This window comes from Planktothrix sp. (assembly GCF_046067725.1).
Taxonomy (GTDB): Bacteria; Cyanobacteriota; Cyanobacteriia; order Cyanobacteriales; family Microcoleaceae; genus Planktothrix.
In genome coordinates, this window is record NZ_JBJUDF010000178.1 from 1 (window position 1) to 14282 (window position 14282).

General features: G+C 37.2%; 10 protein-coding genes. 6 read left to right on the forward strand and 4 right to left on the reverse strand.

Translation table 11 applies throughout. The features are described 5' to 3' along the window. Positions 1-341: 341 nt before the first annotated feature. Positions 342-1664 carry a D-alanyl-D-alanine carboxypeptidase gene (locus ACKPEB_RS10820; protein WP_408964895.1) on the forward strand — a complete coding sequence of 441 codons (1323 nt, stop codon included), beginning with the start codon at positions 342-344 and terminating at the stop codon, positions 1662-1664. A 44-nt stretch (positions 1665-1708) separates the two neighbouring features. Further along, a complete protein-coding gene (locus tag ACKPEB_RS10825; RefSeq protein WP_408967577.1) occupies positions 1709-2461 on the forward strand; it encodes a ScaI family restriction endonuclease in 753 nt (250 codons plus the stop codon). Positions 2462-2480: 19 nt separating this feature from the next. Here ACKPEB_RS10825 and ACKPEB_RS10830 read toward each other — a convergent pair whose 3' ends face one another. Together ACKPEB_RS10830 and pta are read right to left on the reverse strand one after the other, a co-directional pair. Continuing rightward, positions 2481-3338, reverse strand: coding sequence for a DNA-methyltransferase (locus ACKPEB_RS10830; protein ID WP_408964897.1), 858 nt, complete (start codon positions 3336-3338; stop codon positions 2481-2483). A gap of 128 nt (positions 3339-3466) precedes the next feature. Beyond that, complete coding sequence (gene pta, locus ACKPEB_RS10835) at positions 3467-5563, reverse strand: phosphate acetyltransferase (protein ID WP_408964898.1); 2097 nt, start codon at positions 5561-5563, stop codon at positions 3467-3469. 202 nt (positions 5564-5765) lie between these two features. Between pta and hemB the strand changes: the two genes are divergently transcribed. Continuing rightward, the gene (hemB, locus tag ACKPEB_RS10840; protein ID WP_408964899.1) at positions 5766-6770 is read left to right on the forward strand and encodes a porphobilinogen synthase; all 1005 of its coding nucleotides are present in this window, start codon (positions 5766-5768) and stop codon (positions 6768-6770) included. Positions 6771-6928: 158 nt separating this feature from the next. Here the strand turns inward: hemB and ACKPEB_RS10845 are convergent, their stop codons facing one another. Both ACKPEB_RS10845 and ACKPEB_RS10850 read right to left on the reverse strand, forming a co-directional pair. Next, positions 6929-7363 carry a response regulator gene (locus ACKPEB_RS10845; RefSeq protein ID WP_408964901.1) on the reverse strand — a complete coding sequence of 145 codons (435 nt, stop codon included), beginning with the start codon at positions 7361-7363 and terminating at the stop codon, positions 6929-6931. Between the two features lie 31 nt (positions 7364-7394). Further along, entirely contained in the window at positions 7395-9680 is a 2286-nt protein-coding gene (locus tag ACKPEB_RS10850; protein ID WP_408964902.1) for an ATP-binding protein, read from the reverse strand. Between the two features lie 612 nt (positions 9681-10292). On the opposite strand from ACKPEB_RS10850, the gene ACKPEB_RS10855 reads away from it, so the two are divergent. The 3 genes from ACKPEB_RS10855 to ACKPEB_RS10865 are packed head-to-tail and all read left to right on the forward strand — an operon-like array spanning position 10293 to position 14282. Continuing rightward, positions 10293-11798 carry an ATP-binding protein gene (locus ACKPEB_RS10855; protein WP_408964903.1) on the forward strand — a complete coding sequence of 502 codons (1506 nt, stop codon included), beginning with the start codon at positions 10293-10295 and terminating at the stop codon, positions 11796-11798. Next, entirely contained in the window at positions 11795-12523 is a 729-nt protein-coding gene (locus tag ACKPEB_RS10860; protein WP_408964904.1) for a response regulator, read from the forward strand. Before ACKPEB_RS10855 ends, ACKPEB_RS10860 begins: the two co-directional genes overlap by 4 nt. Beyond that, positions 12516-14282 (forward strand): EAL domain-containing protein, encoded by a 1767-nt coding sequence (locus ACKPEB_RS10865; protein WP_408964905.1) that lies wholly within the window; start codon positions 12516-12518, stop codon positions 14280-14282. The genes ACKPEB_RS10860 and ACKPEB_RS10865 overlap by 8 nt, the downstream gene beginning before the upstream one ends.

A 14282-nucleotide genomic window follows, 5' to 3' on the forward strand; every position in this document is an offset into this window, starting at 1 on the left:
CTATGGTTTTAGGTCAGACCTAAAGAAGAATTTAATCATGGGCATTGACAAGCAGAAGAAGTAAGATCCGGTTAGGGATATTTGTGTTTTAGCACCATGCTAGTTAGTATAGGAATAAGCAAGTAATTTACAAGTGATTCCTGTCAAACTTCGGGTTAATTGTCATCACTTCCTACGAACGCTTCTGATGACGATCGAGAAATTGTGTTAATTTTGTCACAAAACTTCATTCGATTTCAGATATTGAGGATTGACCGTTGAGGGTTAAGCGTTGGCACAATTGAGCCAATTCTACTTTATCCTTTCTATTGGGTTGGTTTGATATTTTTAGTGATTCAAATATGATTGACATTCTAAGCTCTGGATTAGTGAGTTTGTGGTTAGAAATGGCTGGAGTAGAGCAGGCTGGACTGAATGGCTCTTTCGGGAAGAATTTAGAAACGGAGTTATCGCAGTTGGTGTTTCCGCAACAGCCTGATCCAATGGCAGAGGCGGTGGTGCAGCAATATTTGAATCGCTTATCGACCAAGGGACTGTCACCCAATGTCCAGGGGGTATGGCTTCAGTCGAGTTGGGTTCCCTTGGCTAAAAATTCCGAGACAACTCCTCTACCTGCGGCTTCTCTGACCAAGGTAGCGACCTCTTTGGCTTCTTTACAGGTTTGGCTTCCTGAACATCGGTTTGAGACGATTTTAGGGGTGACTGGGCCGATTATTGGCGGTGTGGTGCAGGGAGATTTAGTGATGACAGGAAATGGTGATCCGTTTTTTATTTGGGAAGAAGCGATCGCCCTGGGAAATACGTTAAATCAAATGGGAATTCGAGGGGTTGCGGGGAATTTAATTATTGCGGGTCGTTTCTATATGAATTATGAAGTTGAACCGCTTAAAGTGGGTGAATTCTTGAAACAAGCGTTCAATTCTAGTTCTTGGACTGAAGAAATTATTAACCAACATTCTCAGATGACACCGGGAACAGCTAAACCTCAAATTGTGATTTCAGGAACCGTGATTCCTCAAGCCGGGATAGTGAATTCAACACCGATTATTCGCCATCAATCTTTAGCCTTAGTTGAAATTATTAAACAAATGAATATTTATAGTAATAATCCGATGGCTGAAATTTTAGCCGCTAATGTTGGGGGGGCGGCAATGGTTAGACAATTAGCATCACAAGCGGCTGGAGTTCCTATGGATGAAATTCGCTTAATTAATGGTTCAGGATTAGAACCTGAAAATCAAATTTCTCCGAGGGCTGCTGTTGGAATGTTCATGGCATTAGCTCGATCTTTACAAGACACAAATCTAACGATTGCGGATTTATTTCCGATTGCGGGAATTGACACCCAAGGAACTTTAGAAGATCGAAAAATTCCGGTTTCTTCTCCGGTTAAAACAGGAACTTTATTTGATGTTAGTGCATTAGCGGGAGTGGTACCGACTCGTGATCGAGGTTTAGTTTGGTTTGCGATTATTAATCGCGGTACTGATTTAGATGGGTTAAGGGCTGACCAGGATTTGTTATTACAACAATTAGTCAATCAATGGGGTTCTCCTGATACTTTACCTGAATTAATTCAACCTCATATTGATGGCCGTCGTCCAGGGATTGGTGATCCGAATCGCAATCAAATTTTAGTTCAAACGGTGGCACCTTCTTCATAATAGGTTCTGAGTTGAAATATTGGATAAGTGTCAGATCAGGAGTAATGAGTTTAATGACTTCGCCCTATAGCGGTTTAAGCATTGAGGAATGGAAAGCCAAAACACAAGAGTTAATTGAAAATCATCCACTTCCTTTAGAAACAATTCGAGAAATTTCGTTGAAAAGTTGGGATATTTTATGGCAAACAACTGTCGGGGATGGTGAATTAGCAATTCCACTTTATAGTTTAGATGTTCCTGCTATGGTTGTTGGTTACTTCTTTGAAAAGTTATTCGCAAAAGAACTACAAATGAGAGAACCCCAAGTTTGGAGAGGTGGTGTTAGTAAAGAAGAAAAAGATTTAGTTTATATACCCAATCAATTGTACTCTATTGAGATCAAAACATCAGGTCAACTGGGGTTAAAAATTTTTGGAAATCGCAGTTATGGAAAGTCAGGGGAAAATCCTGATTTAGCTAAAAAAGAAAAATCGGGTTATTATATTACGGTTAATTTTTATGATCGGATGATTAACTTAATCAGATTTGGTTGGATTGATCACTCAGATTGGAACGCACAATTATCGCAAACAGGTCAAGCGGCAGGTTTAAGTGAAGAAACTTACACCTATAAGTTAATCCCTATTGCTGGAGAATATCGATTAAATACTCCAGTCTCACTGCTTAAAGGCGTTGGTAAAAAGACAGCAAAAACATTTGAAGCGGAAGGAATTAAGACTGTTAGAGAGTTGAAAAACTATCAAGGAAACAATAAAAAATTGCTAGATTTTAAACACAAGCTTGAGGATTTAGAATAAAATTTATATCATTAAGATTTCAAGTGTACAGGAGAGGAAATAATGAGGGTTGTATGATATTCATGGTTTCTAAATGATTTTTTATTCGTTGAGTGGCAATTTCGCAATATTCGGGTTTAATTTCAAAACCAACTACCGAACGATTTAAAGTTAAAGCAGCGATCGCAGTTGTTCCAGAACCCAAAAAAGGATCTAGAATTAAATCTCCAGGGTTAGAAGAGGCTTTAATAATACGATCAATAACCGCAATGGGAAATTGAGCAGGATGGGAAGTTCGTTCTTTAGAAGCACGATTTTTCCCGGATGTTACTTTAGGAAATGACCAAACATCCGTTGGATTTTTGCCGAGGGGATTAACTTTGATTTTACCATTTTTCTTTTGATTTGGGTATTTAACATTAGGATCTCGAATTTCATCTAAATTAAAAATATAATTGTTAGGGTCTTTTACATACCAAAGAATTTTTTCATTTCTAGGCGAAAAAAACTTTTTTCCAGCGACTCCTGCGGCGTAATTCCAAACGATTTCTTGGATGAGATAAAATGGTATTTTATCCCATAGCAGATAAGGAATTGGAATAGCTTTCGCAACACCCGGAATCGAAGTATAACCTAAATTTAACCAAAATGCACCATTAGGATTGGTCAGTCGATAAATTTCTTGAATCCATTCAACACACCAACTTAAATATTGATTTAAAGGCAAACATTCTTCATATTCTTTCCCAATATTATAAGGAGGACTTGTGATCGTTAATGGGAAACTATCCGCAGGAATCTTTTTTAATGCTTCTAGGCAATCTAAATTATAGATTAAGCATTGATTAGATTGAAAATAGGGTTCACCTAAAATTTTAATGATTTCAGTTAGATTCATTTTGAGCTTTGAGGATATCGATCAATTGCATTCCTTTAATTATAGGATATTAAAAGGCAGTTCATTCCTCTTTTAAGACTTCAAGAATAAACTCAGATGTTCCCTTTAAATCCTAAAAAGTGAACGGCTTAATGTCTATTCATTCCCTGGGCTTGAATCGCTGTAATCGCAACGGTATTGACAATATCGGGAATGGTACAACCTCGACTTAAATCATTGACGGGTTTATTTAATCCTTGTAAAACCGGGCCAATCGCGATCGCATCCGCCGACCGTTGTACAGCTTTGTAAGTATTATTTCCGGTGTTTAAATCAGGGAAAATAAACACCGTTGCGTGTCCAGCTACTTCACTTCCAGGGAGTTTAGTTTTAGCGACATTTTCATCAACCGCCGCATCATATTGAATCGGGCCTTCTATTTTTAAATCGGGGCGTAATTGACGCGCTAGAATCGTGGCTTCTCGAACTTTATCCACATCTTCACCTTGACCCGATTCTCCGGTAGAATAAGATAACATCGCCACTAAAGGTTGAACTCCAAATTGTTGGGCGGTTAAGGCAGAACTAATAGCAATATCGGCTAATTGTTGAGGGTTAGGATTGGGATTGACAGCACAATCTCCATATACTAATACCCGATCTTCTAAACACATTAAAAACACACTGGAAACAATCGAACATCCGGGCTGAGTTTTAATAAATTCTAAGGCGGGACGAATCGTATGTCCAGTGGTATGAACCGCACCCGAAACCATGCCATCTGCCATACCTTTATAAACCATCATTGTACCAAAATAGCTAACATCGTGCATGACATCTCGTGCATAATCTTCTGTAATTCCTTTATGTTTTCGCAGTTCATAATAGGTTTGAGCATAGTCTTCATACCATTGGGAGGTCATGGGATTAACAATATTAATTCCATCGAGTTTTAAACCAAAGGAAGTTGCTTTTTCTCGAATTTCATCGGGATTTCCTAATAGAGTAATATCAACAACTCCACGCCGTAATAAAATTTCACTGGCTTTTAAAATCCGTTCTTCTGTTCCTTCGGGTAAGACAATATGTTGACGTTGTTTTTTTGCTTGTGCGACCAATTTATACTCGAACATAATGGGAGTAATGCGGGAAGACCGAGGTAAGGAAATCCGTTTTTCGATTTTGGACGTATCAATATAATTTTCAAATCCTCCTAACGCAGATGCAATTTTTCGCTCGTTATCCGGGGTGATTTTGGAGTGAACTTGGTTAATTTTTGTGGCGGTATTGTAGGTATCGGTTTCAACTGCTAAAATGGGAATCGTCCATTTTTTAAAACCTCTAATGAGATCATACAGAGAAGGCGCAAGTTCTAAGCCTCCGGTTAAAAGAATTCCGGCAATATTAGGGTAATTTTCTGAAAATGTGGAGGCTAAACAAGCTAAAATAATATCAGCGCGATCACCTGGAGTAATAATTAAACTGCCTTCTCGAAGATGATATAAAAAATTCGGAACGTGCATGGCTGCCACTTTAAAGGATAGCACTTCTTGTTTTAATTGTTCGGGATCACCATGAATTAATTGAGCGTCAACGGCGGTGGTAATTTCTCCAACGGTTGGTTTGCTTAAGTCTTCAATTTCAGGTAAGAAAAACACCGGATCATCATACGACCACAGATGTTCTAGTTGATCAGTAACAGATTGAAATTGATCTAAAGGAATGCGATTAACCATGGTTGCAACTAAGCTGCATCCCTGTTCAATAAAAGCTTCTCGTTCACTTTTAACACTACTAATTAGTTCTTTTATGGTTTTTCCTTGTCCATTAGCAACTAATAAAATGGGAGCAGCTAATTGATTAGCTATTTCAGCATTGAGGTTAAACTCAAAGGCAGAAATAATATCTGTAAAATCTGTTCCTTCACAAATAATAAAATCACATTGTTCTTCTAACGCTTTATATTTTTCAATAATGCGCTTGAGGATTTCTTCAAGTTGTCCTTCTGCAACTAACATCCGGGTTTCTTCATGGGTGACTCCATAATAAGCGTCATAAGGAAACTCTAAATGATAGCGACTAGAAATCAGTTCAATATCATTATCCGGTTGAGTTCCTGCATGAATCATAGGACGGAAAAATCCTAACCGTCGAATGCGTTTGGAGAGTAATTCCATGATTCCTAACAGAATCATGGATTTACCACTATTAGGTTCAATAGCACTAATATATAGATTGTTAATCATAAGTTAAAAATCAGTTAACGTCAGATTTCTTTTCTCTCTATTTAATTCTAGGCTGATTTTTCAGATCGGTTGTTCTTCTTGGCAAAGTTGGGCTTTTTTTTAAGATTGTTACATTTATTAACAATTTAGGAAGATTCACAACTCACGCCAATGGGATAATAAATGATTGGTCTTTAGTAAAATTTTTTAGCCTAAGCTTCTTATGCCATCCCAATCTCACCGAAATTCCTTAAATCTGGTTCAACGTCCTCGCCGTCTCCGCCGCACCGATGCTTTGCGTCGCATGGTTCAAGAAACCCACCTAACGGCTAATGACTTAATCTATCCGTTATTTGTCATGGAAGGAGAAAACCAAAAAGTTGAGGTTTCTTCCATGCCCGGTAGTTATCGCTATACTTTAGATTTACTGTTAAAAGAAGTCAATGAAGCTTGGGAATTAGGCATTCCCGCCATTGCTTTATTTCCCTTAGTGGCTGAAGAAAAAAAAGATAACGCCGGAACAGAAAGTTATAATCCCGATGGTTTAATTCAACGTAGCGTGCGGGCAATTAAACAAGCGATTCCTGAAATCATGATTATTACAGATATTGCCCTTGATCCGTTTTCCAGCAAAGGTCATGATGGCATTGTCAGTGATGAGGGAGAAATCCTCAACGATGAAACCGTTGAAGTTTTAGTCAAACAAGCACTTTCCCATGCGGAAGCCGGGGCTGATATTGTGGCTCCTTCTGATATGATGGATGGTCGGATTGGGGCCATTCGTCAAGGACTCGATGAAGCCGGATATATTGAAGTGGGAATTTTAGCTTATACCGCTAAATATGCCTCCGCCTATTATGGCCCGTTCCGCGATGCTTTGGATTCAGCCCCGAAATTTGGGGATAAGAAAACCTATCAAATGAATCCGGCGAACGCCAGAGAAGCCTTAACAGAATTGGCGTTGGATGAATCGGAAGGGGCTGATATTGTGATGGTGAAACCGGCTTTAGCGTATTTGGATATTATTCATCTGCTGCGGTCAGCAACGGATCTTCCGGTGGCTGCCTATAACGTCAGTGGGGAATATGCCATGATTAAAGCGGCTGGACAAATGGGTTGGATTGACGAGAAAAAAGTCATGTTAGAAACTTTGACCAGCATTAAACGAGCAGGTGCGGATTTAATTCTCACCTATTTTGCCAAAGAAGTCGCTTTAATTCTACGTTAGGGTCGCGTAAACATGAGGCGGGTTTTGGGACGGTATTGGGGTTAAGAGTCACCCGCCTCCCGATTATAAAAATAGCTTCTCAGCAGATCAATACAAAAATTAGAAAGACACAAAAGGATAGCAAGAACTCTGGACTGGAAAATAGGAATTTTAATTTTTCATAATAGCAAAGAAACTTCTAACCAATAATGGAGAAAGTTCTTGATAGTATCTTTAAACGCATCCATCCCAACGGGTTTTAATAAATAGCTATTAGCACCGTACAGATAACAAGTTTCAACATCTTTAGGATGGGAAGAAGATGTTAATACAATAATTGGAATTCGCTTCAGTTTTTGATCTTGTTTAATGTGGTGAATCACCTCACGACCATCCGTTCCGGGTAAATTCAAATCCAGAATAATTAAATCAGGATCGGGTGCAATGTCCTGATTGGAATAATCATCTTGATGATATAAATACGCTAACGCATCGTCCCCATCAATGGCTCGATAAATTGGATTAGAATAGGATAACTGTCGCATAATCCGTTTAAAAGCGGTAAAATCTTCATCACTATCCTCAACAATTAAAATAATTTTAGAATTATACATTGAATATCCTGGGTAAACTCTTTAGTGCTGATTAAGTTAAAAAAGAAGGTAAGGTGAAATAAAAAGTTGTTCCTTCTTTGGGGATTGATTCTAGCCAGATGCTTCCTCCATGTCGTTCAATAATTTTTTTAATAATTGTTAATCCCGCTCCCGTTCCTCCCCCATATTTACCCGGTGCATGAAGGCGTTTAAAAATACGGAAAATGGCTTCATGATGTTTTTCAGGAATCCCAATTCCATGATCACGGATATAAAACGTTAAAAAGGGTTCAACTTCTTGATCCAGTCGAGGTTCTGGATCTAAATAGCCAATTTCAATAGATTTAACTTCATGATCATTATATTTCAATCCATTACTAATTAAATTCGTCAGAATTTCTTGAATTAATATTTTATCTCCTCGAATTAAGGGTAAAGGACGCGGAATAGAAATATCAATTTCATCAGCACGATAACTCATTCTAAACACCTCGATAATACTGGGAATTAATTCATTCAAATCCAAGGGATTGAGCTTCAATTCCTGCCGACCTAAGCGAGAAAAATGCAGCAGAGAGTTGATTAAATCCTCCATGCGTTTCGTAAGACGAACTAAGGTTTCTAGTTTAGAGACTCCTTCTGCATCGAGAACGTCACTATAATCTTCTAATAAAAAAGTCGAATAATTATGGATTCCACGCAAGGGTTCTTTTAAATCATGGGAAGCAATATAGACAAAGGCATCTAACTCGCTATTTGTCCGTTGTAATTCTAAATTAATTGCCGCCAGTTCATCCGCCTTTCGTAAAATAATTCCCACTAATGCACTTCTAATTTCTAAGGCGGCTTCAATTTCAAAAAGTTGCCAAGGTAAAGATTTTCCCAGTACCGTTTCTCGCCACAGTTCAAAAGATTTTCGAGGGAAAATCGTTAAACTGCCATCTTCTTCTGTTTTTTTAGGTTTCTCAGGATTTCCAGCCCAGTTAACATATTGTAATTGTTCGGGACGAAACCATAAAATCAAATTTTGTTGAATTTTGGTCATAGAAATCGCTAATAACCCACTGGCTATATCTTGAAAATGAATAGCCGGAGGATAAAGTTCTGATAACGAATTCGTAACAAAAATATTATTTTTAAACTGGTCAGATAACCACAAAATTAACGGTTCTATTTCTGCAATTTTAGGAGTTTTCCCCACCGGAATTAAATGTTCTTCTTGAACAAGAATAGCACCTTCTGCTCCAACTAATTTGAGGAGATTCTCTTGATTTTGGAGTAACGCATCAACAAGACTTTCTGCCTTCGCAATCATATCAGTAAATTTCGACTGTAAAGACTTGAGATCAAGTTTGTAATCCAAATTTTCATTTTCTTCTTTAGAAGGTAACTCTAAGGACATAGATTGTCCTAAAAACTCACATACTGCTCTTAAGCTATAGGGAATTAATTTAGGACTATAATGATGGCAGGCAATTAATCCCCAGAGTTGATTATCTTTAACAATTGAAATCGAGAAAGAAGCCACAACCCCCATATTCTTTAAATATTCTCGATGAATGGGAGACACACTTCTGAGAACACTCAAGCTTAAATCCAGGGGATCTGCGGGGATGTCGGACGGGAAAGAAACAATCGGAACAGGTTGATAATTAACATCAGGAATGATTCGTAATTCATTGAGAATATAAAGTTGTTTAGCTTGCTTCGGAATATCAGAATCAGGATAATGTAATCCTAAATAAGGCTCTAAATCGTCTCGTTTTTCCTCCGCAATCACCGTTCCTGAACCATCAGCATCAAACCGATAAATCATGACCCGATCAAACCCAGTAATTTGGCGAATATCTTGGATCAAAACGTTACAGATTTGAGAAAGAGTTGTTGTTTTTTGCATTTTCAACAACACAGCTTTTGCTAATTTATAAAATTGAAAAAAATTAACGTTTGTTTCCGCTTCAGTTCCGGGTTCTAATTCGAGAATTAAATCATTTTTAGGAGAACGGTGAATGATGGCTTGAAATCTTTGAATGTGTTGATGAATTTCTAACTGAATTGACACAGGATTCACCTGTTCAAAGGTTTCTTCTAAACATCCTCGTAACGCCAAGATTTGTTCTGAAGACAGCAGAAAGGAAAGAGATTTTCCTAAACATTGTTCAGGTTTAATTCCTAAATAATGGTCGGTATTATTACTAACTTGAAGAATATTGAAGTCAGGATTGGATAAAACAAAGAGAACACCATGAGATTGAATCGCCCCTGGAATATGAATGGGTTCTCGATCACAATTGGTTAAGGTTGCAGACTGGTGGAGTAGTTCATTCATCCAGATCATGGTTAATTTAAAGATTAAAAAGCTTCTAATGACTAAGATACACAAAAATGATGCTCCATGATCGCTGAATCAAACTCCCTTTAAAGTTAACGGTATCAAGTCCTTAGATCCTATTTTAACTGAGCCATTAGGATTTTAAAACGGTATATACTGATAAACCTTCCTTGAAAATCCGATTTTTTTTAAGTAATTTTACGGTTGTTTTTTTCTTTTTGTTCATCAATACTCTATATTTATGGTTAAATTTAAGTTGAAACATCCGTAAATTCACGTTTCTTCTTGAACTAGAAGATAAGTAAATTTTGGGATGGCTCATCATGCCTTGAGGTTTGATAATAAGATTAAGACAGTTAATTAGTGGAGAGTAACCCTAAGCCGAATTCTGTTGATTTCAGCCTTCTCAATTGGTCAAACAATAGCAACCCTATAGGAGTTGTTAGAAAATTGAAAAATGACTTCTCGGCGATCAACTGCTGAATTGTTTATCCGTTTGTACCTCCCAAGGGAAGTGGATAAAGATTTGAACAGACGCTCCCTAATTGTACCCAACAACTCAGATGTCCCATAACTTTGTTACAAATTTTCTTACTTTGATGAGGGTAATATGTTTCTATGAAACATCATATTTTTTTCCTCCATGAACATCAGGATGATGTAGAATGGTTTAATCAATTTTCACTCCAGAGTTTTTGCCAAGAAGATTGGATTTTAGTTCCGAAAAATCCGGGCGATTGGCAGGAATGTTCCTCTCCTTGGTGTGATTTAGCTTTAGTCTATTTATCTCTAAAACAAGAGTGGAATTCTAACTTCTTAAACTCCTTAAGACAATGGGCTTTTAATTTGCCAATGGTTGTTATTCTTGAAGTTCCTACTCAAACTTTGATTGAAAGAGCTTTAGATTTAGGAATTCAGGATTATTTAGTTAAAAGCCAAATCAATGAGGTTGTTATCCTGCAATCACTCCGTTATGCCATTGAACGGTTTAATAACTTAAAAAAACAACAAGATAGCGAACGTAGATTTCGAGCTATTTTCGATCAAGTCTTTGAGTTAATTTGGTTATTAAGTCCCGAAGGAAAAATTACAGATATTAATAAAACGGCTCTCAAAGTCTTAGGAAGTCAGCATCAAAATTTAGTGGGATTACCTTTATGGGAAGCTCTAAAACATCATTTGTATCCAGAGGTTCAAGAGAAATTAAAAGTTTCAATTATCAGTGCTGCTCAAGGAAAATCAACTCGCTATGAAGTTGATCTAAAAAACCTATGGGGACAAATGATTGCTCTTGAGTTGTCCATCAAACCCATCCTTGATGAAAGCAATCAGCCTATCCTTTTATTGGCAGAACTTCGGGATATTTATGATCAAAAATTTGCAGAACTAGAAAATTTTAAAGCCTTAAAAAAAGCAAGAGAACTAGCTGAGTTACGGGCTAAATTTGTCACAAGGGTTTCCCATGAATTTCGGACTCCGATGAGTACCCTATTGCTATCTTCAGAACTCTTAGAAAAATATGGAAATCAATGGTCTGAGGAAAAAAATAAAACCCATCGGAACCGGATTAAATTAGCGATTAAACGGATGACAGAACTGTTAGAAGATATTCTGTTAACCGGACAAACTGAAGCCGGACAAGTAGAATTTAAGCCGAGCTTGATTAATCTTTCTTTGTTGTGTCAAAAGATTATTGCTCAATTCCAAGAGCAAGAAGGGTTTAATCATCAGTTGATTTTCATCAATCCCCGTCCCATTCCTGATGTTAGCATTGATGAAGATATGCTAAAAGTGATTTTAAACCAATTATTGACGAATGCGGTTAGATATTCACCGAAAGGTGCTATAATCAAGCTGGAGATTTTTCAGGATAACCAACAAATCATTTTAAAAGTTCAGGATCAAGGAATTGGGATTCCTGAACCGGAACAAAAACAAATATTTGAAAAATTTTATCGAGGTTCAAATGTGGGAAGTATTTCCGGTACTGGACTCGGTTTATGCTTGGTTAAACGTTTTGTTGAAGCTCATCGAGGAAGGATTCTCATTGAAAGTCAACTCGGAGTTGGAACAGAATTCACCGTACAATTACCCCTAGATAAAAATCTATCAAATTTATTATGAAAATTTTAATTATTGAAGATGAGGACACGATTCTGCAAAATGTCATCGACTTACTTCAAGCAGAAAAATTTGAAGCCATCGGTGCTGAAGAGGGTCAATTAGGTATTCATTTAGCACTGAATTATAAACCCGATTTAATTCTCTGTGATATTATGATGCCGGATATTGATGGTTATACTGTTCTGACAGAATTACAAAAACAACCACTTCTAGCCCATATTCCTTTTATTTTTATGACCGCTAAAGTTGAACGAGAAGATTTAAGGTTGGGGATGGAATTAGGGGCTGATGACTATATTACTAAACCGTTTACACCTGTCGAACTGTTAAGTGCCATTCGTGCCCGTATGAAAAAACAACAACAGTATTCATCTCAATATAACGAGGAACGAGAACGGGCAAAAGCACTCAAACAAAAAATTGGTGAACTGGAACAATTAAGTCAAACCCGCGAAGAACTCTTAGTCCGGGTGACAGAAGAATTGCGTGATCCCATGTCAAATATTAGTTTAGCTATTCAAATGTTAAACTTAGCATCAACCCATGCTGCTGAAGTTCCCCATTTAGCTTTAAAACAAAAAGATTACTTAAAAATTCTTCAGGAAGAATGCAAAAGAGAACTCAATATTCTCAATCAAATTTCCGAATTGCAAGCCTTATTAACCGCAGATAACATTAAACTGCTGCGCAAACTCAACTTATTTGAGGACAATAAAAATGCCTAAAATTCTAGTAATTGAAGATGAAAACTTAATTCGGGATAATATTGTCGAACTTCTCGAAGCTGAAGACTTTGAGGTGTTCGATGCTGAAAATGGCAATATCGGCGTTAAACTCGCCTGTCAACATCAACCAGATTTAATTTTATGTGATGTGATGATGCCAGAATTAGATGGTTATGGGGTGCTAACAAAGTTACAAGAAAATCCCAGTACAGCTACAATTCCCTTCATCTTCTTAACCGCTAAAGCCGATTTAGGGGACGTGCGAAAAGCCATGCAGCTTGGGGCGGATGATTATCTCACCAAACCTTGCACCGCTACAGAATTATTAAAAGCGATTGTGATTCGTTTAGAAAAACACGCCATCTTAAAAGAACATTATAGTAACCAATTAAAATTAGCTGAAGCCAAACTCAATCAATTAACTTATCAAGATAGTACCACCCGTTTACCGAACCGTTTATCTTTGTTAGAATATTTTCAACAAATTCTCTGTCAATTGGCATCCTTGGGAGAACAAGATGAAAATTGGAAACATAATGGGATGATTCCTATCCTGTGTATGGGAATTGATCGATTTAGCCGAATTAATGATATTTTAGATTATGATGCGGGAGATTTACTATTAAAAGCTATCGGTGAACGTCTGAAAAATAGCTTACGACCAGAAAATATTGTTACTCATCTCAATGGCGATCAATTTGCAATTTTATTACAACCCATTTTAGATAAAAAACAGCTTCAAACTACCCTAGAAAGATTACAACAAATTATTTCTGAACCCTTTGTATTAATAGCTCGGGAAGTTTTCATTACGGTCAGTACCGGAATTTCATTTTATCCCCAGGATGGCCGGGAGATTCAACAACTGCTCCGGGCTGCCAAACAAGCGATGAATGAGGTCAAAGAACAGGGAGGAAATCACTATAGTTTTTATAGCCCATCCTCAGAGCATGATCTTTCAGAACGCATTGATTTAGAAGTTGCCTTACGCTATGCTTTAGAACGAGAAGAATTTCAAATTTACTATCAACCCCAAGTCAGTTTAAAGACAGGAAAAATCGTCGGGGCTGAAGCATTGTTGCGTTGGAAACATCCTCAACAAGGTATGATTTCCCCGATGAAATTTATTCCCATTGCTGAAGAAACAGGCTTGATAGAACCCATTGGAGAATGGGTATTATATCAAGCCTGCAAACACAGTAAAACTTGGCGTTCCCAAGGATTAGGAAATTTGCGAGTCTCGGTCAACCTATCAGGTCGTCAATTCCGAACCCCTAATTTACGTCAAAAATTAGTGAAAATTCTAATGGCAACTGGATGTGAACCGGATTATTTAGAATTAGAATTAACAGAAAGTCTATTAATTCGAGATGCGGAATTATCCATCCAACAATTGCAAGCTTTAAAAGCCCTCGGTGTCAAAATAGCCATTGATGATTTTGGAACCGGATATTCTTCTTTAAACTATTTACAGAAATTTCCGTTTGATATTCTTAAGATCGATCAATGTTTTGTGCGTAACCTGCATAATAATAAAATCAATGCAGCTATTACTCAATCTTTAATTTCAATGGCTCATCTTTTAAACTTAAAAGTTATTGCTGAAGGAGTTGAAACTCAAGAAGAGTTGGAACTTCTCAATGATTTTAAGTGTAATGAAATTCAAGGTTATTTATTTAGTCCTCCTGTGAGTTTAGAGGGTTTTCTAAATTTAGTTAAATGTGGAAATCAATTAAAGATTTCTCAACCTCATTCCTAA